22 protein-coding genes, 1 tRNA gene and 1 pseudogene are annotated in these 20223 nt (G+C 59.0%); 6 read left to right on the top strand and 18 right to left on the bottom strand.

The window, feature by feature from the left end:
- Positions 1-23 precede the first annotated feature (23 nt).
- From asd to NQE15_RS08370, 9 genes and pseudogenes are all read right to left on the bottom strand, one after another.
- Positions 24-1157, bottom strand: a complete 1134-nt coding sequence (gene asd / locus NQE15_RS08410; RefSeq protein WP_265948402.1) for an aspartate-semialdehyde dehydrogenase — start codon at positions 1155-1157, stop codon at positions 24-26.
- Between the two features lie 52 nt (positions 1158-1209).
- On the bottom strand, positions 1210-2265 hold the full coding sequence (leuB, locus tag NQE15_RS08405) for a 3-isopropylmalate dehydrogenase (protein ID WP_265948400.1): 1056 nt from the start codon (positions 2263-2265) through the stop codon (positions 1210-1212).
- 12 nt (positions 2266-2277) lie between these two features.
- Positions 2278-2916 (bottom strand): 3-isopropylmalate dehydratase small subunit, encoded by a 639-nt coding sequence (gene leuD, locus NQE15_RS08400; protein WP_265948398.1) that lies wholly within the window; start codon positions 2914-2916, stop codon positions 2278-2280.
- Complete coding sequence (locus NQE15_RS08395) at positions 2916-3140, bottom strand: entericidin EcnAB (protein ID WP_265948395.1); 225 nt, start codon at positions 3138-3140, stop codon at positions 2916-2918. Before NQE15_RS08395 ends, leuD begins: the two co-directional genes overlap by 1 nt.
- Positions 3141-3144: 4 nt before the next feature.
- A pseudogene (gene leuC, locus NQE15_RS08390) lies at positions 3145-4550 on the bottom strand (3-isopropylmalate dehydratase large subunit).
- Between the two features lie 32 nt (positions 4551-4582).
- Positions 4583-5770, bottom strand: a complete 1188-nt coding sequence (locus tag NQE15_RS08385) for an MFS transporter (RefSeq protein ID WP_265948392.1) — start codon at positions 5768-5770, stop codon at positions 4583-4585.
- 41 nt (positions 5771-5811) lie between these two features.
- A complete protein-coding gene (locus tag NQE15_RS08380; RefSeq protein ID WP_265948389.1) occupies positions 5812-6036 on the bottom strand; it encodes a YdcH family protein in 225 nt (74 codons plus the stop codon).
- A gap of 96 nt (positions 6037-6132) precedes the next feature.
- The gene (gene aroC / locus NQE15_RS08375; protein ID WP_265948387.1) at positions 6133-7233 is read right to left on the bottom strand and encodes a chorismate synthase; all 1101 of its coding nucleotides are present in this window, start codon (positions 7231-7233) and stop codon (positions 6133-6135) included.
- A 107-nt stretch (positions 7234-7340) separates the two neighbouring features.
- Positions 7341-7787: a CBS domain-containing protein gene (locus tag NQE15_RS08370; protein WP_265948384.1), complete on the bottom strand. Its 447-nt coding sequence runs from the start codon at positions 7785-7787 to the stop codon at positions 7341-7343.
- A gap of 270 nt (positions 7788-8057) precedes the next feature.
- On the opposite strand from NQE15_RS08370, the gene NQE15_RS08365 reads away from it, so the two are divergent.
- Positions 8058-8363 carry a helix-turn-helix domain-containing protein gene (locus tag NQE15_RS08365; RefSeq protein WP_265948382.1) on the top strand — a complete coding sequence of 102 codons (306 nt, stop codon included), beginning with the start codon at positions 8058-8060 and terminating at the stop codon, positions 8361-8363.
- A 39-nt stretch (positions 8364-8402) separates the two neighbouring features.
- On the opposite strand, the gene NQE15_RS08360 is transcribed toward NQE15_RS08365, so the two are convergent.
- Positions 8403-9239 carry a radical SAM protein gene (locus tag NQE15_RS08360; RefSeq protein ID WP_265948378.1) on the bottom strand — a complete coding sequence of 279 codons (837 nt, stop codon included), beginning with the start codon at positions 9237-9239 and terminating at the stop codon, positions 8403-8405.
- Between the two features lie 44 nt (positions 9240-9283).
- On the opposite strand from NQE15_RS08360, the gene queD reads away from it, so the two are divergent.
- Together queD and NQE15_RS08350 are read left to right on the top strand one after the other, a co-directional pair.
- Positions 9284-9736 carry a 6-carboxytetrahydropterin synthase QueD gene (gene queD / locus NQE15_RS08355; RefSeq protein WP_265948376.1) on the top strand — a complete coding sequence of 151 codons (453 nt, stop codon included), beginning with the start codon at positions 9284-9286 and terminating at the stop codon, positions 9734-9736.
- Between the two features lie 133 nt (positions 9737-9869).
- A complete protein-coding gene (locus NQE15_RS08350; protein WP_265948373.1) occupies positions 9870-11021 on the top strand; it encodes a patatin-like phospholipase family protein in 1152 nt (383 codons plus the stop codon).
- On the opposite strand, the gene NQE15_RS08345 is transcribed toward NQE15_RS08350, so the two are convergent.
- The 4 genes from NQE15_RS08345 to NQE15_RS08330 all read right to left on the bottom strand — a co-directional run bounded on the left by NQE15_RS08345 (position 10989) and on the right by NQE15_RS08330 (position 14256).
- On the bottom strand, positions 10989-11351 hold the full coding sequence (locus NQE15_RS08345; protein WP_265948370.1) for a hypothetical protein: 363 nt from the start codon (positions 11349-11351) through the stop codon (positions 10989-10991). The genes NQE15_RS08350 and NQE15_RS08345 overlap by 33 nt on opposite strands.
- Before the next feature lie 264 nt (positions 11352-11615).
- A complete protein-coding gene (gene dinB, locus NQE15_RS08340; protein WP_265948368.1) occupies positions 11616-12764 on the bottom strand; it encodes a DNA polymerase IV in 1149 nt (382 codons plus the stop codon).
- 284 nt (positions 12765-13048) lie between these two features.
- Positions 13049-13657 carry a PEP-CTERM sorting domain-containing protein gene (locus tag NQE15_RS08335; RefSeq protein WP_265948364.1) on the bottom strand — a complete coding sequence of 203 codons (609 nt, stop codon included), beginning with the start codon at positions 13655-13657 and terminating at the stop codon, positions 13049-13051.
- A 511-nt stretch (positions 13658-14168) separates the two neighbouring features.
- Positions 14169-14256: transfer RNA gene (locus tag NQE15_RS08330), tRNA-Ser, on the bottom strand.
- 129 nt (positions 14257-14385) lie between these two features.
- Between NQE15_RS08330 and NQE15_RS08325 the strand changes: the two genes are divergently transcribed.
- Complete coding sequence (locus tag NQE15_RS08325; RefSeq protein WP_265948362.1) at positions 14386-15078, top strand: Bax inhibitor-1/YccA family protein; 693 nt, start codon at positions 14386-14388, stop codon at positions 15076-15078.
- A gap of 45 nt (positions 15079-15123) precedes the next feature.
- Here the strand turns inward: NQE15_RS08325 and rlmD are convergent, their stop codons facing one another.
- Positions 15124-16422 (bottom strand): 23S rRNA (uracil(1939)-C(5))-methyltransferase RlmD, encoded by a 1299-nt coding sequence (rlmD, locus tag NQE15_RS08320; protein ID WP_265948359.1) that lies wholly within the window; start codon positions 16420-16422, stop codon positions 15124-15126.
- An 89-nt stretch (positions 16423-16511) separates the two neighbouring features.
- Here rlmD and NQE15_RS08315 point away from each other — a divergent pair, with 89 nt between their 5' ends.
- Both NQE15_RS08315 and NQE15_RS08310 read left to right on the top strand, forming a co-directional pair.
- Complete coding sequence (locus NQE15_RS08315) at positions 16512-16949, top strand: hypothetical protein (protein WP_265948357.1); 438 nt, start codon at positions 16512-16514, stop codon at positions 16947-16949.
- Positions 16950-17084: 135 nt separating this feature from the next.
- A complete protein-coding gene (locus NQE15_RS08310) occupies positions 17085-17309 on the top strand; it encodes a hypothetical protein (RefSeq protein ID WP_265948356.1) in 225 nt (74 codons plus the stop codon).
- Between the two features lie 55 nt (positions 17310-17364).
- On the opposite strand, the gene NQE15_RS08305 is transcribed toward NQE15_RS08310, so the two are convergent.
- The 3 genes from NQE15_RS08305 to dapA are packed head-to-tail and all read right to left on the bottom strand — an operon-like array spanning position 17365 to position 20147.
- Positions 17365-18132 (bottom strand): MBL fold metallo-hydrolase, encoded by a 768-nt coding sequence (locus NQE15_RS08305; RefSeq protein WP_265948355.1) that lies wholly within the window; start codon positions 18130-18132, stop codon positions 17365-17367.
- Complete coding sequence (gene bamC / locus NQE15_RS08300; RefSeq protein WP_265948353.1) at positions 18129-19256, bottom strand: outer membrane protein assembly factor BamC; 1128 nt, start codon at positions 19254-19256, stop codon at positions 18129-18131. The genes NQE15_RS08305 and bamC overlap by 4 nt, the downstream gene beginning before the upstream one ends.
- Before the next feature lie 12 nt (positions 19257-19268).
- Positions 19269-20147, bottom strand: coding sequence for a 4-hydroxy-tetrahydrodipicolinate synthase (gene dapA, locus NQE15_RS08295; protein ID WP_265948351.1), 879 nt, complete (start codon positions 20145-20147; stop codon positions 19269-19271).
- Between the last annotated feature and the right edge of the window lie 76 nt (positions 20148-20223).

Below are 20223 nucleotides of genomic sequence, written 5' to 3'. Positions count from 1 at the left end.
CGTTTTCCGTAATAAATCAACAATCAGGCATCGAGCAGGATGCGCAACATGCGGCGCAGCGGCTCGGCAGCCCCCCACAGCAACTGGTCGCCGCAGGTGAAGGCAGCCAAGTACTCCGGCCCCATCGCCATCTTGTGCAGACGACCAACCGGCACGGTCAGCGTGCCGGTCACTGCAGCCGGCGTCAGTTCGCGCTCGGAGATTTCACGATCGTTCGGCACGACCTTGGCCCACGGATTGGCTTTGGCCAGCATGTCGCTGATTTCATCGAGCGGCACGTCCTTTTTCAGCTTGATGGTCAGCGCCTGGCTGTGGCAGCGCATGGCACCGATACGCACACACAGACCATCGATGGGGATCGAACCGGCGGAACGGAAAGCCGGCTTGCCGAGGATCTTGTTGCATTCGGCACCGCCCTTCCACTCTTCCTTGGACTGGCCGTTCTCGTAGGGCACGTCGATCCACGGAATCAGCGAACCGGCGAGCGGCGTGTTGCGGAAATTCTTCTTCGGGAAAGCATCGGAGCGAATGGTCTCGGCGACCTTGCGGTCGATGTCGAGAATGGCTGAAGCCGGGTCGGCCAGCAGGTCGGCGACCGACGAGTGGATGGCGCCCATCTGGGCAATCAGCTCGCGCATGTTCTGCGCGCCGGCACCGGAAGCCGCCTGATAAGTCATCGAGGTCGCCCATTCGATCAGGTCGTTTTGGAACAGGCCGCCAAGGCCCATCAGCATCAGCGATACCGTGCAGTTGCCGCCGATCCAGTTCTTGCCGCCCTTGGCGAGCGCGTCCTTGATCACGTGCATGTTAACCGGGTCGAGAATGATCACCGCGTCTTCGGCCATGCGCAGCGAGGAAGCGGCGTCGATCCAGTGGCCGCTCCAGCCGGTAGCACGCAGCTTGCCAAAGACTTCCTTGGTGTAGTCACCGCCTTGGCAGGTGATGATGATCTCGCAGGCCTTCAGGGCATCGATGTTGGACGCATCCTGCAACGGCAGTGAAGCTTCCTTGCCGCCGAACACCGGAGCCTTGCCGCCAGCGGCGGAGGTAGAGAAATACACCGGATCGATATGGGCGAAATCGCCCTCTTCGACCATGCGCTGCATCAGCACGGAACCAACCATGCCACGCCAACCGACCAGACCAACCTTCTTCATGACTTACTCTCCGAATAGAACCTGTATTTAACGCACGAACGTGAGGTTCGGTTTACGCCAGCGCCGCCAGCACGGCATCGCCCATTTCCTTAGTCCCGACCTTGTTGGTGCCGCGCTCGTAGATGTCGCCGGTGCGATAGCCCTGTGCCAAAACCTTTTTGACCGCATTTTCGACGCGCAGTGCCTGCTCTTCGAGGCCGAAGGTGTAACGCAACATCATTGCAGCCGACAGGATGGTAGCTAGCGGATTGGCCACGCCCTTGCCGGCGATATCCGGCGCCGAACCGTGCGACGGCTCGTAGAGGCCCTTGTTCTTGTCGTCGAGCGAGGCCGACGGCAGCATGCCGATCGAGCCGGTCAGCATCGACGCTTCGTCGGACAGGATGTCGCCGAATATGTTGCCGGTGACCATCACATCGAATTGCTTCGGCGCTTTGACCAGTTGCATCGCGGCGTTGTCGACCAGCATGTGGCTGAGCTCGACATCCGGGTAATCCTTGCTAGTCTCGATCATCACGTCGCGCCAGAGTTGGGTGCACTCGAGCACGTTCATCTTGTCGACCGAGCACAATTTCCGGTTGCGTTTCTGCGCAGCCTGGAACGCGACATGGCCGATGCGGCGGATTTCCGACTCACTATAGACCATGGTGTTGAAGCCGACGCGCTCGCCATTTTCCTCGCGGATGCCGCGCGGCTGCCCGAAGTAAATATCGCCGGTCAGTTCGCGGACGATCAGGATATCCAGGCCGGCGACGACTTCCGGCTTCAACGTCGAGGCATTGGCAAGTTCCGGGTACAGAATTGCCGGACGCAGATTGGCGAACAGGTTAAGGTCCTTGCGAATGCCGAGCAGGCCGCGCTCCGGGCGTTTTTCGCGGGGCAGCGTATCCCACTGCGGACCGCCGACGGCGCCCAGCAATATGGCATCGGCTTCGCGCGCCAGCTTCTGGGTCGCTTCCGGATAGGGGTTGTCGGTGGCATCGACCGCACAGCCGCCGAGCAGCGCCTCTTCCATCTCGAACTTGAGATCGAGAGCATTCAACACGCGCACCGCCTGAGCGGTAATTTCGGGACCGATGCCGTCACCCGGCAGAACACAAATCTTCATAATCATTCCTTGTTACGCAAACAGCCAGGGCTGGTTGATACGACGCTTGTCTTCAAACTCGCGGATCTTCTCAGCGTGGCGCAGGGTCAGGCCGATGTCATCCCAGCCATTGATCAGACACTCCTTGCGGAAAGGATCTATCTGGAAGGCGATGCCGTAGCCATCCGGGCGAATCACGGCTTGCGCCTGCAGATCGACCGTCAGCTTGTAACCCGGAGTCGCCTCAACCTGCTGAAACAGTGCTTCCACTTCGGCGGCCGGCAGCATGATAGGCACGATGCCGTTCTTGTAGCAGTTGTTGAAGAAGATATCGGCGAACGACTCGGCAATGATTGCCTTGAAACCGAAATCGAGCAGCGCCCACGGCGCATGTTCGCGCGAACTGCCGCAACCAAAGTTGGCCCGGGTCAGCAATACCTGGGCGCCCTGATAGCGTGGCAAATTGAGCACAAATTTCGGATTCTTCGGCCGCTGCGAAGCATCCTGCCCCGGCTGACCGACATCCATGTATCGCCATTCGTCGAAGGCGTTCGGGCCGAAGCCGGAACGCTTGATCGACTTGAGGAACTGCTTGGGAATGATCGCATCGGTATCGACGTTGTTACGATCGAGGGGAGCAACCAGACCTTCCAGACGAACAAATTTTTCCATTAATCCACCACCTTCTGTACCGCTTCGCCGCTCTTCTTGAGGGCTCCGCCGACCACTTCACCGGTCTTATTCAGTGCACCACCAACCGCCTCGCCCCCTTTGTGCAGGGCTTCACCGGTCTTTTCGGCACCGATCGCGACATCTTTCTTGACTCCCTGCGCCGTGTTGCACCCCACGAAGACCAGGGGAAACAGCACCAGCAGGGCGCAACGCACGGCAGTCATGGCCTTACAGAACGTCACGGACGTCCGCAAAGCGCCCGGCAATCGCCGCCGCCGCCGCCATCGCCGGGCTGACCAGATGCGTACGGCCGCCCGGACCCTGACGACCTTCGAAATTGCGATTCGACGTCGAGGCGCAGCGCTCGCCCGGTTCCAGACGGTCGGCATTCATCGCCAGACACATCGAACAACCCGGCTCCCGCCACTCGAAGCCGGCGGCGACGAAGACCTTGTCCAGCCCCTCGGCTTCGGCCTGGCGCTTGACCAGGCCGGAACCCGGCACGGCCAGGGCCAGTTTGATGTTGGCGGCGACGTGGCGGCCCTTCAGGACTGAAGCCGCCTCGCGCAGATCCTCGATGCGGGAATTGGTACAGGAACCGATGAATACCTTGTCCACCGCGATGCTCGTGATCGGCGTATTCGGGTTGAGGCCCATGTACTGCAGCGCGCGCTCCATGCCTTCGCGTTTGACCGGATCGGTCTGCTTGGCCGGATCGGGCACGACGGCACCGACCGCGACAACCATTTCCGGAGAGGTTCCCCAGGTAACCTGCGGCTGAATATCTTCCGCCTTCAGCGTCACGACACGGTCGAACTGCGCGCCGGCGTCGGAGTGCAGGGTGCGCCAGTAGGCGACAGCCTGGTCCCAGACCTCGCCTTTCGGCGAGAAGGGCGGCCCTTCAGGTAATTGATCGTGGTGTCGTCGACCGCCACGAAGCCCATGCGGGCGCCGCCTTCGATGGCCATGTTGCACAGCGTCATGCGACCTTCCATCGACAGGCCGCGAATGGCGCTGCCGCCGAATTCGATGGCGTAGCCGGTGCCGCCGGCCGTGCCGATGTTGCCGATGATGGCCAGCGCCACATCCTTGGCCGTGACGCCCTTGCCGAGCTTGCCATCGACGGCGATCAGCATGGTCTTAGACTTCTTCTGCAGCAGGCACTGGGTAGCCAGCACATGCTCGACTTCCGAGGTGCCGATGCCGTGCGCCAGGCAGGCGAAGGCGCCGTGCGTCGAGGTGTGCGAATCACCGCAGACCACGGTCATGCCGGGCAGCGTCGCGCCGTTTTCCGGACCGACGACATGGAGAATGCCCATGCGCGGATCCTTGAACGGGAAATAGGCGAGCGCGCCGACTTCGCGGATATTGGCGTCGAGCGTCTCGACCTGTTGCCGCGAAATGGGATCCTTGATGCCCTCGTCCCAGTGGTCGGTCGGCGTATTGTGGTCCGGTGTCGAGACAATGGAGGAAACGCGCCACGGCTTGCGCCCGGCCAGCTTGAGTCCCTCGAAGGCCTGCGGGCTGGTCACTTCGTGCACGAGGTGACGATCGATATAAAGGAGCGCCGTGCCATCAGCTTCCTGATGGACCACGTGATTCTCCCAAAGTTTGTCGTAAAGTGTCTTCGCCATGAAACGCTTCAAATAGGCCAGAAAGCCTCGGATTATGGCACAGGATCGGACGTTTTTTTGAGATCGGAAATGTCGGCCGCTGAGCCCTCGCGCACCCAGCGCCAGACCAGCAACCAGCCGGCAAATGCAAAGCTGGAACTCAGCGCAAACGTCCAGCCCGCCCCCCAATCATCCCAAGTCAGCCCGCTGATCAGCGCGCCAAGCAAACCGCCCGCCCCAAACGACAAGCTGGAATAGAGCGCCTGCCCCCGGCCCTGTGCCCGACCGGGGAACCAGTCATTGACCGCCGCGATGGCCGAGGCGTGATAGGCACCAAAAGTCAGCCCATGCAGCAGTTGAACCACTACCATGACGGCCACCGACTCGACTCCCCAGCCCATCAGCAGAAAGCGCAGGATTGCCGCCGCGAAACAGGCCAGCAGAATGCTGCGCAACGAAAAACGCCGTGACAGTCTCGCCATCAGCATGAACACGGCAATTTCAGCAAGCACGCCCAGCGACCACAGTGCGCCGACTTCGGTCTTGCTGTAGCCATGGCCGGCCAGATGAATCGAGTAGAAGACATAAAAGGCGCCGTGCGCCGCCGACATCGAAAAGCAGGCCGCCATCAATGCTGCGACCCGCGGCTGACGAAGGATCTGCCCAATCGGCTGGGTCGCCTGGGCATGATGCACTGACGGAACCTCCGGCAGCACGGTGGCTAGAACAAGAATGCCGACCAGAATTCCCCAGCACACCCAGAGGACAGCGACCGGCGGCGCCAGATCAAGCACCGCACCGGTCCCCATAACAGCTACGATGAAGCCGATCGACCCCCACAGGCGAACGCGGCTGTAACGCCCCCGATCCTCCCGCAGGTGGTCAAATGTCAAGGTTTCGACCAGCGGCAGGGCGGCACTCCAGAAGAAGGCCAGCACCGCCATGGCAACCAGCATGGCAGGAAGTTTGTCGAGCCAGAAGAAGGCCGTGAACCCGGCCAGGGCAATCACCCCCGCCAGCCGGATGATCGCCATGCGGCGACCAAAATGATCGGCCAGCCAGCCCCAGAGATTGGGACCGAAGAGGCGCATCAACTGCATCTGCGACATCAGCAGGCCGATGTCCCAAGCCGAGAAATCCAGGGATTGGAGATAAAGCCCAAAATAGGGCGAAAAGGCGCCGATAAAGGCGAAGTAGAAAAAGTAATAGCCAGAGAGGCGCCAGTAAGGCAAAACGTGCATCCGGCAATTTTACCGGATGCCGTTACGGACAAAGGCCTCGATCAGGCCCTTGCCGATTGCTGGCCGGCGCGGAACGCCAGCAGCAGGTGATAAAGCTCGTCCTTGAGCTTGACCCGCTGCTTCTTCATGTCTTCGATGGTGAAATCGGCTACTGGCATATCCTGCTCTTCCAGATCCTCGACCCGGCCGGTCAGCCGGGTGTAGCTCGCGAACAGATTGGCGAAATGCGCATTGCCGGCCTTCAGGATTTCGATTGCATCCTTCATCTCTGGAAACTCCTGATGGAGGTCATGATGATCAACTTGCATGTGGGCTCCCTCTTTCGATTTTGCCGCTGGCAAAGCGGCCGACAAGCCTGAATCTTACGCGACTTTCCCCGGAATCCGCGGCGTCTGGCATGACACGTCGCCACACTGCGCCCGATGCCGCAGGGCGTGATCAATCAGTACCAGGGCCAGCATGGCTTCGGCAATCGGCGTCGCGCGAATGCCGACGCAGGGGTCGTGCCGCCCTTCGGTCGCCACTTCGATAGCCTGCCCCTGGCTGTCGATCGAGCGCCGCGGCTGGGCAATCGACGAGGTCGGCTTGATCGCCATATTGACGACGATGTCCTGGCCTGTGGAAATGCCACCGAGGACACCCCCGGCGTGGTTACTCAGAAAACCCCGCGGCGTCATCTCGTCGCCATGTTCGCTGCCCCGCTGGGCCACCGAGGCGAAGCCAGCACCGATCTCGACCCCCTTGACGGCGTTGATGCCCATCATGGCGTAAGCGATCTCGGCATCCAGCCGATCGTACACCGGCTCGCCCCAGCCCGGCGGCACGCCGGTCGCGCTGACCGTGATCTTCGCCCCGACCGAATCCAGCGACTTGCGCAGGCCGTCCATGTAGCTTTCCAATTCCGGCACGAGGCCGGCGTTGGGCGCAAAAAAAGCGTTGCCATCGATGTCGTCGGCCGAAACGAAAGGAATCTCGATCGGGCCGAGCGCGCTCATCCAGCCGCGGATTGTCACGCCGTAGCGCTCGTTCAGCCACTTGCGGGCAATCGCCCCGGCAGCGACGCGAACCGCCGTCTCACGGGCCGAGGAACGGCCACCACCGCGATAGTCGCGAAAGCCGTATTTGTGGGTGTAGGTGTAGTCGGCGTGGCCGGGGCGGAAGGTATCAGCGATATTGCCATAGTCCTTGCTGCGCTGGTCCTGGTTGCGGATCAGCAGCGCAATCGGTGTACCGGTCGTCTTGCCTTCGAAAACGCCGGACAGAATTTCAACCGTGTCCGGTTCGCGCCGCTGTGTCACATGGCGCGAAGTACCGGGTTTGCGGCGGTCCAGTTCGGCCTGGATATCGGCCTCGCAGAGCGCCAGTCCCGGGGGGCAACCATCGACTACGCAACCGATGGCCGGGCCATGCGATTCGCCGAAGGAAGTGACAGTAAACAGGGTGCCAAAAGTATTGCCGGACATGGGAAGCGAGGCTCGGAAGTGGAACAAGGAGTTTACCATGCCAGGCAGGAGCCCTCTCCGGCAACAAAAAAGGCAGCCGAAGCTGCCCCGCCATCGAGCCGGAAAGTTCAGGCCTGCGGTTCGTCCGGCCAGTTCTTGATATAGCTCTTCAACATCCGGTTCTCGAAGCTCTGTTCTTCGAGTACGGCCTTTGCGACATCGAGGAAGGAAATCACACCCAGAAGCGTGTTGCCTTCGAGGACCGGCAAATAGCGCGAGTGTTTTTCGATCATCAGACGGCGCAGGTCGTTGGCCTCCATGTCCGGGAAAGCCGTCACCGGATCCTTGACCATGACGTCGCCGACGGTCACGCCAACCGGACAGGAATCGTGTTGCTTCATGGCCTTCAGCACTTCGCGAAAGGTCAGCATACCGGCCAACTTGCCGTCCTGAATCACAACCAGCGACCCGACATCGAGATCGGCCATGGTATCGATAGCCGAAGCCAGCAGTTGCCCCGGCGTCGCCGTATAGAGCGTTCCACCCTTGAGTTGAATGATCTCGCGCACCTGCATTGAAGTCTCCCCGGCTAAGAATTTCGTTTGAGCGAATCGATCTTAGAGCATCGAGTCGTTTTCGGGAAGGGCGGACAGAAAGCCAGGGGCCAGCACCAGGCAGGTAAACAGGCGCCAAATCGAATCATTTTCAAACGCCAATGTCAAAAAAAATATGGCATATGCACTTGCGAAACGTCATAAGCATCTATACACTTAGTTATATTACCTAAGTAATAAGTCGCTAGGATACTTGGGTAAGCCTACAACACTAGCGTATGGAGATTGGATATGACCTCTGTCAAAACCATCGAAAAAATCGACGCTCGTGAGATCCGTCGCAAACTTGGCCTCAACCAACAACAATTCTGGTCGACTCTGGGCGTGACCCAGAGCGGCGGCTCCCGTTACGAGAGCGGCCGCAACATGCCGAAACCGGTGCGCGAACTGCTGCGCCTGGTGCACGTTGAACAGATCGACATCAAGACCATCAAGCGTGAAGACTGGGATGTCATCGAGTACCTGAAGTCGCAGGAACCGGAACTTTTCAAGTCGTTGAAGAAGTCGGCCCGCAGCCGGACCAAGAAAGCAGCCTGAACAACGGCCTGACAAGGCCGTCGACCTCAGCAACGGGCATTACGGGGAGATTGTTACCCGGATGCCCGTTTTTTCATGCACTTCTTTTGCGAAAGCGGCCAGGTCGTCAGCCGACAGGCGGCCAAGACGTGGCGCCGCCGGCTGCATCGACGGTCGCGCCAGGCCATAGAGGTGAATGCCGGCAAGCCGGCTGGCCAACGGCTTTAATAATTGGCAGTAGGCATCCCTGGCCGTGACCGAGGGAACCTCACCATCCAGCGCAAACCAGCAGGTTTGTATCCAGGTTGGCGCCAGACGAGCGCAAATGTCGAGATGGCGGGCCATTTTTTCCGGCGACAGCGGAACGCCGTTGATCTCGGCAATATCGCCCGCCTCGGCACGGTCGATCTTGAACCAGACCTCGCCACCCAGTTGGCCGAGTTGGCGGATACCGGCCTGAACTTCAGGGCGATGCATCAAGCTGCCATTAGTGATCAAGCGCACGACCAGGTTGCTCAGTTGCCCGAAATGCCGCAGGACATTCCCGACCCGCTCGACCGCTTCAGCAAACTCCGACGCACTGGTCGGCTCGCCGTTGCCCGAGAAGGCGACATCCATCAGCCGCCGGGCTTCCGGCGGCACCTGGCGCTGCATGAAGTCACCATGCAGTGCATCTTCAAGAAAGCCGGCCAGTTCTCTTTCCAGCAGATCGAGATCGATCGGTGACGGTCCGCCACGGGTCAGGCTCTCGACCTGACAATAGACGCAGGCCCAGTTGCAGGCATTGTTGGTATTGAGGTTGATGCCGATCGACACCCCGCCGGCGCGCCGGGAAATGACCGGATAAACATAGCGCAGGCCGGCGCTGTCGCGGCGGTGATCATCGGTGGTGAGCATGGTGCATTGTATAATCCGCGACCGCATTGTTGAGCCTCATACCCATGTTTATCACCCGCCGTCTCGAATTCGATGCCGGGCACCGCATCCCGGACCACAAAAGCCAGTGCCGCCATCTGCACGGGCACCGCTACGTCATCGAAATCACGCTGTCCGGCGGCATCATCGACAAGGCCGGCGACGCCGCCAACGGCATGGTGATGGATTTTTCACAGGTCAAAGATCTGGCCAAGAACCATCTGGTCGATGCCTGGGACCATGCTTTTCTTGCCTTCGCCGGCGACACGGCCATTGTCGATTTCCTGAACGCGCTGCCCGACCATAAAACGGTCATCCTCGACCGGGTGCCGACCGCCGAAAACCTGGCGCGAATCGCGTTCGAACGACTCGATGCGGTTTATCGCGACACCTATGGCAACCATTTACAACTCGAACAGGTTCGCCTCTACGAAACGCCCAACTGCTGGGCCGATGCCGTTCGCTCCCGCCTCGATTGAGCAGAACTTCAGTTCTCCCTATACTGCTCCAATAAAGCAATAGCATCGGTTCCGATGCCAACAGGAGGGGACATGGGATCGCATCGACCACCGGGCGCAGGTTTGGCCTTCGCCAGCTGAACGCACCATCGACATGGACAGCGCCGCTCGTCAACAATCGCCCCGGACCGCGCTGATCCTGACTGGCGGCGGAGCCCGCGCCGCGTACCAGGTCGGCGTTCTGGCCGCAGTTTCCAAGCTGTCGACAAACCGCCACCATAATCCTTTCCCCATCCTCTGCGGAACATCGGCCGGGGCCATCAACGCGGCAGGTATTGCCTGCCTGGCCGACAACTTCGGCAAGGCGGTCGCCATCCTGGCCAGCGTCTGGCGCAACATGCACGCGGGCGACATCTATCGCGCCGACGCGCTTGGCATCGGTCTCTCTGGCGTCCGCTGGATGTCGCTGCTGGCCCTCGGCTGGCTAACCCGCAACCCGCCGCGCTCGCTGCTCGACAACTCGCCGCTCCATGACCTGCTCACCCGCCACCTCGACTTTAAAGGCATCGAGCGCTCGATCAATAAAGGCGTACTGCACGCCGTCAGCATTTCTGCCTCCGGCTACGAATCGGGAGAAAGCATCAGCTTCTTCCAGGCGCACCCGTCAGCCCAGCCCTGGCGCCGGGTCCAACGCATGGGCATTCGCTCGCGGATTGGCGTCAATCACCTGCTCGCCTCAAGCGCGATCCCCTTCATTTTTCCCGCCACCCGGATTCACCGCGAGTACTTTGGCGATGGCTCGATGCGCCAGCTGGCACCGATCTCCCCAGCCATCCACCTTGGCGCCGAGCGGGTATTGATAATCGGCGCCAGCCGGAAGAACGAACATCAGGATCGACAACGCGTCGACATGCACCCCTCGCTCGCCCAGATTGCCGGTCACGCCCTCTCCAGTATCTTTCTCGACGGCCTCGCCGTCGATATCGAACGCATGCAGCGCATCAACCAGACGCTTTCGGCAATACCGCCGGAGATTCGCCAGCATACGGGCATCCCGCTCCGCCCCATCAAGACATTAGTCATCGCCCCCTCCGACCGGCTGGATCGCATCGCGGCCGAACATGCCAGAGCTTTGCCTTGGGCGGTCCGGGGTTTGCTGCGCGGCGTCGGCGCGATGAACCGCCACGGTGGCGCACTTACTAGCTACCTGCTATTCGAACAGCCCTACACCAGAGCCTTGATCGATCTGGGCTACGCCGACACCATGGCGAGATCAGTCGAGGTCGGGGACTTCCTGCAGCTTTGAGGGGCTGGGTTCATCGGTTTCAATCAACGGGTAAGGATCGGCCACATAGGCCGGGCCTTTCATGACCATGACAATGAAGGCCGCGATGGCCACGGTGATCACCACGGCCCAATGCAGGAGCAGTAGGCTGATGCCATAGATGTCGACCGTAGACACTAGTGTCGACGTGCCCAATTCCAACGCATCGTTCACCAACAGGCGTATCACCAATGATGGCAGGGCAAGCAGCAGGCTGCCTACGACCAGCGCCTTCGGCAGCAGGGCCAGCACCCGGCGCTCCATTCCCGGCGGCGTCACCACGAAGCCGGGGATTCTGTTGAACAGGTTCACATGGCACCTCCCGCCCAACGGGCTTAAAACTCGATGGCAACGAGAAACAATCAAGCGATCGCGAGCAGCAATTCGAAGCAGGACAAGCAAAGCAAATTCACCGGCCTGACAGCCAAGCCCGGCCGGTGAAGCCGACCCGACCATTCATCTTGCTACTTCATTTGACCAGAGGACAGGGCTATGCGTTGCGCACCAAATGCAAAAAATATTTTAATTTTCACCACTTGCTCCCCTCGCCCGCACACCTAAACCATCCTGGGCAGACTAAAACGGCAATTCCGCCTGCACCGGGCAAACCTCAAGCTTGGCTTGATTGCAAGGAATTAAACCGCCGGCCCGCACACCGAGCAACCTGATTTTCTGTGCCAAGGGAACGCGTTTCAGACACTCCCCTGCCGCCTTGCGAATCTCCTCCGCCTCACTCACTTCAACGGGTAACGTGACATCCCTGGTCACTGAGTGGAAATCGGCGTAGCGCAGCTTGATGCCGATGGTTCGGCTGGTATAACCTTTCCGCTTCAGGTCATCCGCCACGCGCACGCACAAGGACGTGAAAATCTCCGACAACTCATTCCTGTCCTGCCTGGCATGCAAATCGCGCTCGAAGGTGCTTTCGCGGCTGATCGACTTGGGCGCCGAATCGGCCAGCAGTTGCCGCTCATCAATGCCATGCGCGATCCGGTGCAGCCAAGCGCCGGTAGTCCGGCCAAACTGGCGGACCAGAAATTCCACCGGGGTCGCCGCCAGTTCGCCGATTGTATGGATACCGAGTCGGCTCAGCCGCTCCGTGCCCTTGGGGCCGATCCCGTTGATTTTCCTGGCGGGCAGCGGCCAGATCCGGTTCGGAACCTCGTCCATGCCGAGGATGGTGAGACCATCCGGCTTGTCCAGATCCGAACAGATTTTCGAGAGCAGCTTGTTTGGGGTAATGCCAATCGAACAGGTCAGCCCTGTAGCTTCAAATACGGCTTGTTTGATCCGTAGCGCCAGCGATTCGGTCTCTTCCGCCAAGTCGCTGAGATCAATATAGATCTCATCAATACCCCGGTCCTCGATCTGCGGCGCAATTGTCGCTACCGCATCCTTGAAACGGCGCGAGCAGTCACGATAAGCATCGAAATTGGCGGGCAGAAGAATGGCATCGGGCGCGAGTCGCGCCGCCTTCATCAGCCCCATCCCCGAATGCACGCCAAGAGCCCTGGCCTCGTAGGTCGACGTGGTGATCACGCCACGACCGACATAATCACGCAGACGCGCAAAACACCGGCTGCCATCGACCTGCTCCAACGGCCGATGGACATTACGTCCGCCAACCACCACCGGCTGCCCGCGCAGTTCCGGGTAACGCAGCAATTCGACTGATGCGAAAAAGGCATCCATATCGAGGTGGGCAATTCGACGAATGCTGTTCATTTTTACAGTATAACAATTTTCCGAACAGACTCCGGCTCTGCGCCAACAGTTACCCCCGAAATCTGTGGATAAGCTTGTGGGTTAGCGCTTGGCAAGCTTCGCACAAAGCTGATTCATCAGCGTTTTTTGGTCCTGCACAAAATATATGCAATGCTGAAAACGCTTGCAGGAAGGCCTTTTCCAATCGATGGGCACAAAAAAAGCGCCAGAATTGGCGCTTATGTCTTTGGTATCTGGTGGGTCCGGTGTGATTCGAAGCACGAGGGGTTTCCCCGCGCCGATTTTCAAGTTCTAGGGAAGCGCCGCCTCAACAACGCCAGCCCCGCCAGGGTTAACAACAAGGAAGACGGTTCCGGAATCGGATTCTCGATCTGAACATAGCTCGAACTACCCGATGCAAACAGGTAGCCGTTATCTGCGACCATCCAATTCACGTTCCCAAAGCCGACAAGGGGGGCGCCTCCCTGAGGATTGCTGTTGAATATCGAGAACATTAGCCCTGAGAACGGCTCATTTTCGTCCGTAGCCGGGCCCGTACCAGTCACATGAAAACTCATAATTGGCGCAGGATCATCAAGAGTGGAGCCAAAGCTATAGGACGTCAGTTCCATGGCGTTGAGCATGTAACTGGAGGAGCCGAGTGTCAGGGTTCCACTTGCCGTTGTACTCATCCCCAGATAAAGCTGAGATGCCGGCAGACCGATAAACCCGTCGCCATAAACTAGGGTCATTCCAACTGAAGTGCCAATCGGAAAATCATCCTCGACAATCGGTAGTGACCAATAGCCACTGACCGTGCCGGCAAATGTGACCGTGACAGTTCCCGCCTGCGCCCAGGGTGCAAAAACGGACAAGGCCACCGCCGTCAGCAAAGGGAGTAAGAGAAATTTCATGGCTTGACCTCGATTGGGATAACGCTGCTTGCGCCGGGCACATGACGCGCAAGCCTTATCAGCAACAAGTACGCCAGCCACCCGAAATACACACCATACAATTGATTCAGAACGTTTTTTGAATTTTTGCGAATTGCCGAAATTCACAAATCACAAACAATATGTAAGATTTCTCGACTAAAAATTGGCAACAAGAATGGTTTCCGGTCATTTTTCTACTTTTCTCAACCCCACCAATGTCAGACCAATAGCAAAATTAGACTCTGACGATCTGTAGTCACGCTACAGGAAACCCGTGAATGGCCACAAAAGCCATCATCCGCCAGTTACCCCCGAAATCTGTGGATAAGCTTGTGGGTTAGCGCTTGGCAAGCTTCGCACAAAGCTGATTCGTCAGCGTCTTTTGGTCCTGCACAAAATATGTGCAGGGCTGGAAACGCTTACGGGAAGGCGTTCTCCAACCGACGGGCAGAAAAAAAGCGCCCGGGTAGGCGCTTTTGTCGTTGGTATCTGGCGGGTCCGGTGAGATTCGAACTCACGATGGATTTCTCCACGCCGGTTTTCAAGACCGGTGCATTCAACCGCTCTGCCACAGACCCCAGACGGCGCGCATGATAGCATAAAGGCCGCGGAGAATATCCGACTGATTCAGTAGGCAATTATTGAAACTTCTACCCGACTCCGCTAGTCTTACCGGCTGAGCAATCCACAGAAAGGGAGCTTCCCGCATGAACACCCACTTCGAGACAATCAATCAAGGCTCATCCGGCCTTGCTCTGCAACAGAACCGCGTTCTCCGCAACACCTACATGCTGCTCGCCTTGAGCATGGTGCCGACGGTTATCGGCGCATTGGTCGGCATCCAGCTGCAGTTCAGCTTCCTGGCCGGCAGCCCCTTTATTGCATTCATGCTTTTCCTCGGCGTCGCCTGGGGCTTCATGTACGGAATCGAGAAGAACAAGAACAGCGCCTTGGGGGTTGGCCTGCTGCTCGGCTTTACGTTCTTCATGGGCCTGATGCTCTCCCGCATCCTGCAAGTCGCCCTCGGTTTTTCCAATGGCAGCTCGATGATTGCGATGGCGGCCGCCGGCACCGGCGCAGTCTTCTTCACGATGGCCAGTATTGCCAGCGTCAGCAAGCGTGACTTCAGCAACATGGGCAAGTTCCTGTTCGTCGGCATGATCGTCATCCTGCTCGCCGCCCTCGCTAACATCTTCTTCCAGATTCCGGCGCTCGCGCTGGCCATTTCGGCCGCCGCCGTGATGATCTTTTCGGCCTACATCCTGTATGACATCAGCCGCATCATGCAAGGTGGCGAAACCAATTATGTCAGCGCGACTCTGGCGGTCTATCTCGACATCTACAATGTATTCGTCAGTCTGCTGCACCTGATCATGGCCTTCACGGGCGATCGCGACTAAGCCGTTCCCGACGGAATCGACAAGGGCGGCCACGGCCGCCCTTTTTCATGGCCGTTCGAATACGGCGATCGACTCGACATGCGCCGTATGCGGGAACATGTTGACCGCTCCGGCCGCAACAAAGCGGTAACCCTTGTCCGACACCAGAACGGCCGCATCGCGGGCCAGCGTTGCCGGATTGCAGGAGACGTAGACGATGCGGCGCGGTGCATCCTCGCCCAACGCCTTGACGAGCTCAAGCGCACCTTCGCGTGGAGGATCGATCAGCATCTTGTCGAAGCGCCCCAGTGCGACCAGCGACGCCTCGGTACATTCGAACAGATTGGCGACACCGAACGCGACATTGCCGTCCAAACCATTTTCAGTTGCGCTTTCGCGCCCGCGCCGAACCAGCGCTTCGCTACCCTCGATACCAACCACGGTGGCGCCGGAACGGGCAATCGGCAGGGTGAAGTTGCCGAGGCCGCAGAACATGTCGGCGATGCGTTCGCCGGCTTGCGGGTCGAGCAAACGCAATGCCCGGCGGACGAGCAGGCGATTGACCGCATGATTGACCTGGGTGAAATCGGTTGGCCGAAAATCCAGCTCAAGATCAAACTCGGGCAAGGTGTACGACAGGCGCGGCCCTGGCACCGGATAGAAACGATAAGCTGTATCCGGTCCTTTCGGTTGCAGATAGAACACGATATCGTGGCGATCGGCAAAATCGCGCAGAAGTTGTTCGTCGCGAGCATTCAGCGGCTCCAGGATACGCAGAAGCAGAGCAGTACATTTCTCGCCAACAGCGATTTCTACCTGCGGCAAGCGCTCGGCGACCGACAGCACAGCGAACAATTCGCGCAAAGGCACGAGCAATGCCGAAACATGCGGCGGCAATACATCGCATCCCCGCATGTCGGTGATGTAGCTACTGCGCCGCTCATGAAAACCGACCAGCACCCCACCTTTTTTTGCCACCTTACGTACAGCGAGCCGCGCCCGATGCCGATATCCCCAGGGCGCGCCGTGAATCGGCGGCAAAATGGTCTCCGGTCGAACGCGCCCGATATGCCAAAGGCTGTCTTCCAGCACCCGTTGCTTGGCTGCGACCTGAGCCGATGGCTCCATATGCTGCATGGCGCAGCCGCCGCAAACGCCGTAATGCACACAACGCGGAATCACCCGTGCCGTCGAAGGCTTTAGAACAGCAACCAGATGTGCCAACTCGTAGCTCGGTTTTCGCCGAAAGCTGGCATATTCAACGGTCTCCCCGGGCAGGGCGCTATCGACAAATACAGTCTTGCCTTCGAGGCGGGTGATACCCCTCGCTTCGTGATCCAGCGATTCGATGATCCCGATCGGCACGGTCAGCTCCGAAAAAGCACGAATTCTATCAATCGGTTACACTAAGCGCTATGGCTCGTGAATTGATTACATCCTGGAGTGACTATCAGGTGGCGATCGACCGCCTGCTGGGCTTGGCCTGTCGAAAAATCCAAATCTATGACCAGGATATCGGCCAACTCAAGCTGGAAACGCCTTCCCGCCTGGATGCGTTGAAACGCGTACTGCAAGGCCCAGAGCAGGATGCTCTGCAAATAGCCGTACGCGATGCAACGGCTCTGCGCAAGGTGCATCCCTTGCTCAACAACTTGCTGACAACATACAGCCACCGTCTGCTGGCCCAGCAAACATCCGAGCAGCTTGCGCATCTGCGTGACAGCATGATTCTCGTTGATGACAGACATGCGCTGATTCGTTTCGACCACGACCAAGCAAGAAGCAAACTCCTGATCGATGAAGCCGATGAAGTCAGGCCTTACCTGATCCGCTTTGCGGAAATACTTTCTGAGGGCGGCGAGTCCATTAGCAGCTCCACGCTAGGTCTTTGATACGCAATCGCCATGCCGCAGCGCAGCATTCGGTGCCAAAACAACCAAAACGTTGCTATAATCGCGCGCTGATCAGGCAGTTCTGATCTCCGAAAATTTTTGGCTTTTGCTGGTACTTGTCGATAAGGAAACCCCATGAATAAGTCTCTACTCGTTGCTGCCCTGCTTGCTGTTGCCCTGACCGCTTGCGGCAAGAAGGAAGCCCCGGCTCCGGTTGCTGCTCCGGCTCCTGCCGCCGCCCCGGCCCCTGAAGCCGCCAAGCCCGCTGAAGCCGCTCCGGCTCCGGCCGCTGACGCTGCCAAGCCGGCCGAAGCTGCCCCGGCCCCGGCTGCTGCTCCGGCCACTGAGGAAAAGAAGTAATCTTCTTGCATCGCAAAAACGGGGCTTCGGCCCCGTTTTTTTATTTCTTTCCAACTCATACAATCTGCCGCCAGTCGAACCCCGAATCTGGCGTAGCCACACCGACCCAACTCTCGGCGCACCCCAAGACCCGCGCTAAGGCACCAACCGCCAGTTTCGGCAGGTTGTTGCGCTCGCTAAGGTGAGCTGCAACCAGATGTTGCAGGCGGGAACAATCAATCTGGCTGAGCAGGTTGGCTGCCGCAGAATTTTCGAGATGACCTAAACGACCGGCAATGCGTCGTTTCACCGCAAGTGGATAGGACGATGCAGCCAACATTGCAGCATCATGGTTGCACTCGAGAACCAAACCGTCGCAGCCTGACAAAACGTCACGAACATGTGGCGTGATTTCGCCAATGTCGGTCAGCACCCCCAGACGATGCGCCGAATCCGAAAACACGTATTGGACCGGCTCGCGCGCGTCATGCGGAACAGGAAAAGGCTGCACCTCGAGCCGGCCAATAACCAGCGGACAACTGCTGTCGATTACATGGAGATCCAGTCCGGCATTGGGCTCACGAGCTGCGCACCAGGTGCCATGAGTCATCCAGACTGGAAGCGAGAATTTCCGGGCGAGTCGACAAGCACCGCCAAGGTGATCGCCATGCTCGTGAGTGACAAGGACGCCGGTCAAATCGGCCGGCTGACGCCTAAGTCGGGCAAGCCGGGCCACGGTTTCCCGCAACCCGAACCCGCAATCGAGCATCAGGCAGGTGTCGCCACTCTCGACCAGCAGCGAGTTACCCGCACTGCCGCTGCCGAGCGAGGCGAACCGTATCACTGCAACTGCTGGAGGAGCAGTCCGAGAATCTTCTTGGCGGTATCCGACTTGTCGGTACCGCCTTCGCTGGAAAGCACCTGAACCACACTCTGCTGACCGGCATCACTGACGTGAATGCGATACTGCACCTTGGAACTTGCCGATGCTTCCGAACTCCGCCAGAAGGCAAGCTTGGACATCAAGCCATCGTCCTTCTTGCGGTTATCGACTTCGGGATCGACATAGCGGACAAAATACAGCCCGCGCGAACGGTCCCGGTCTTCCACGGTAAAGCCGACACGATCCAGCGCCAAACCTACCCGGCGCCAGGTCCGGTCGAACCGTTCGTAAACTTCGAGGGTGCCGGAACCGTCGTCTGCCTTGGCCAGCTTGGCGCGGGGTTCGGCTTTGACGTTGGCCAGCGACGCTTCGGCACGCTTCTCCTCCGAACCCAGACGCACCATCAGGCGCCGCAACATTTCAGCTTCCAACTCCGGATCGGGCGGACGGGGCTGCCAGCGTGTGTCATCCTTGGCCGAAGAGGTGTAGACCTCTTCCATTCCGCGGTGGCTGATGAAAACATCGGTGGTGCCCGGCTCGCTGCCAGCCTCGAAACGGGTCCGGAACTTGTCGCGCTCCCCTGTCGAATAGAGCGAGTCGAGCAGTTTGCCGATGGTGTTGCGAATAATGTCGTCCGGAATCTTGGCGCGATTCTCCGCCCAGTCGGTTTCCATCACACCAGCATCGGGGCGCTCGACATTGATGATAAAACCGGTTTCCTGCCAGAAATCCTTGACCGTATCCCACAGTTTATCGGCCGGAACGGCAACCACAAGCCAGCGTTGATTACCCGAACGCTCGACACGAACCTTATCGATCTCAGGCAGGACTGTCGCATTTTTTGCCTGCGCTGCCGGGGTACGATCGGCGCTATAAGCCGAGAATGTCGCGCTGCCCTTGCCATCTGCGTCGGGAACCAAAAAACGATCATCCTTGGCAACTTGCGATAGGTCCGGCGGAACTTCGAGAGTGGGCACCTTGCCCGCCGACTTGTACTCGATCTTGCGCGAATCAGGAAAAATGCTGCACCCCGCCATTGCGATGGCCAGCAGGGAAAGCGTAAGGCCGGAAAGCCGACGATTCATTCTCTATCTCCGTCAGGCGATCACGCCAGCCTGGCGCATGGCGGCCAGTACGCGACCCTGATTGGCTTCTGCCAAACGGGTCAAGGGTAGTCTGATGCCACCCGGCATCAGACCCAGTTGTTCGACTGCCCACTTGACCGGAATCGGGTTGGCTTCGCAGAACAGGTCGCGGTGCAGACCGAGCAGCTTGAAATGAATTTCCCGCGCCTTGGCGACATCGCCGGCAGCAGCGGCGACGCACATCTCGTGCATCAGGCGCGGCGCAACGTTGGCGGTCACAGAAATATTGCCGTGGAAGCCGAGCAGGATCGAAGCGACACAGGTCATGTCGTCTCCGCTATAGAGCGCGAATTCCTTCGGAGCGCGGGCAATCAGGTCGCTAGCTCGGTCCAGGTTGCCGGTCGCATCCTTGACACCGACGATGCCGGACACTTGGGCCAGGCGCAGGATGGTGTCGTTGCTCATGTCGGCAACGGTGCGTCCCGGTACGTTGTAGAGCAGCACCGGCAATTCGACGGCTTCGGCAATCGTCTTGAAGTGGCGATAGAGGCCTTCCTGCGTCGGCTTGTTGTAATAGGGCACGACGGAGAGCGCCAGATCAGCGCCCGCCTTCTTGGCGAATTCTGTCAGTTCGATCGCTTCCGCTGTCGAATTGGCTCCGGTGCCGGCGATGACCGGAATGCGGCCAGCCGCATGGTCGACCGTCACTTTGATCAGTTCGCAATGTTCATCAACATTGACCGTCGGCGATTCGCCGGTGGTACCGACGACCACGATGGCATCGGTACCTTCGCTAACATGAAAATCGACGAGCTTGCGCAGGGAATTCAAATCGAGGCTGCCATCCTCATGCATGGGCGTAACGATGGCGACAATGGATCCGGTAATCATGGCCTGTTTATGAGAATAAGTAATCGGGCGATTGTAACTGATGGCCATTCAGAGCGGAAAGGCGCTTGGTAACTGT

The organism is Dechloromonas sp. A34 (assembly GCF_026261605.1).
GTDB lineage: Bacteria > Pseudomonadota > Gammaproteobacteria > Burkholderiales > Rhodocyclaceae > Azonexus.
Note: the sequence above shows the minus strand (reverse complement) of the source record. Positions and strands in the feature narration are given on the sequence as shown.

Excerpts from the sequence above, each read along its gene's own strand:
- asd (WP_265948402.1), bottom strand. The coding sequence starts at position 1,157 with ATGAAGAAGGTTGGTCTGGTCGGTTGGCGTGGCATGGTTGGTTCCGTG.
- leuB (WP_265948400.1), bottom strand. The coding sequence starts at position 2,265 with ATGAAGATTTGTGTTCTGCCGGGTGACGGCATCGGTCCCGAAATTACC.
- leuD (WP_265948398.1), bottom strand. The coding sequence starts at position 2,916 with ATGGAAAAATTTGTTCGTCTGGAAGGTCTGGTTGCTCCCCTCGATCGT.
- NQE15_RS08395 (WP_265948395.1), bottom strand. The coding sequence starts at position 3,140 with ATGACTGCCGTGCGTTGCGCCCTGCTGGTGCTGTTTCCCCTGGTCTTC.
- NQE15_RS08385 (WP_265948392.1), bottom strand. The coding sequence starts at position 5,770 with ATGCACGTTTTGCCTTACTGGCGCCTCTCTGGCTATTACTTTTTCTAC.
- NQE15_RS08380 (WP_265948389.1), bottom strand. The coding sequence starts at position 6,036 with ATGAAGGATGCAATCGAAATCCTGAAGGCCGGCAATGCGCATTTCGCC.
- aroC (WP_265948387.1), bottom strand. The coding sequence starts at position 7,233 with ATGTCCGGCAATACTTTTGGCACCCTGTTTACTGTCACTTCCTTCGGC.
- NQE15_RS08370 (WP_265948384.1), bottom strand. The coding sequence starts at position 7,787 with ATGCAGGTGCGCGAGATCATTCAACTCAAGGGTGGAACGCTCTATACG.
- NQE15_RS08365 (WP_265948382.1), top strand. The coding sequence starts at position 8,058 with ATGACCTCTGTCAAAACCATCGAAAAAATCGACGCTCGTGAGATCCGT.
- NQE15_RS08360 (WP_265948378.1), bottom strand. The coding sequence starts at position 9,239 with ATGCTCACCACCGATGATCACCGCCGCGACAGCGCCGGCCTGCGCTAT.
- queD (WP_265948376.1), top strand. The coding sequence starts at position 9,284 with ATGTTTATCACCCGCCGTCTCGAATTCGATGCCGGGCACCGCATCCCG.
- NQE15_RS08350 (WP_265948373.1), top strand. The coding sequence starts at position 9,870 with ATGGACAGCGCCGCTCGTCAACAATCGCCCCGGACCGCGCTGATCCTG.
- dinB (WP_265948368.1), bottom strand. The coding sequence starts at position 12,764 with ATGAACAGCATTCGTCGAATTGCCCACCTCGATATGGATGCCTTTTTC.
- NQE15_RS08335 (WP_265948364.1), bottom strand. The coding sequence starts at position 13,657 with ATGAAATTTCTCTTACTCCCTTTGCTGACGGCGGTGGCCTTGTCCGTT.
- NQE15_RS08325 (WP_265948362.1), top strand. The coding sequence starts at position 14,386 with ATGAACACCCACTTCGAGACAATCAATCAAGGCTCATCCGGCCTTGCT.
- NQE15_RS08310 (WP_265948356.1), top strand. The coding sequence starts at position 17,085 with ATGAATAAGTCTCTACTCGTTGCTGCCCTGCTTGCTGTTGCCCTGACC.
- bamC (WP_265948353.1), bottom strand. The coding sequence starts at position 19,256 with ATGAATCGTCGGCTTTCCGGCCTTACGCTTTCCCTGCTGGCCATCGCA.
- dapA (WP_265948351.1), bottom strand. The coding sequence starts at position 20,147 with ATGATTACCGGATCCATTGTCGCCATCGTTACGCCCATGCATGAGGAT.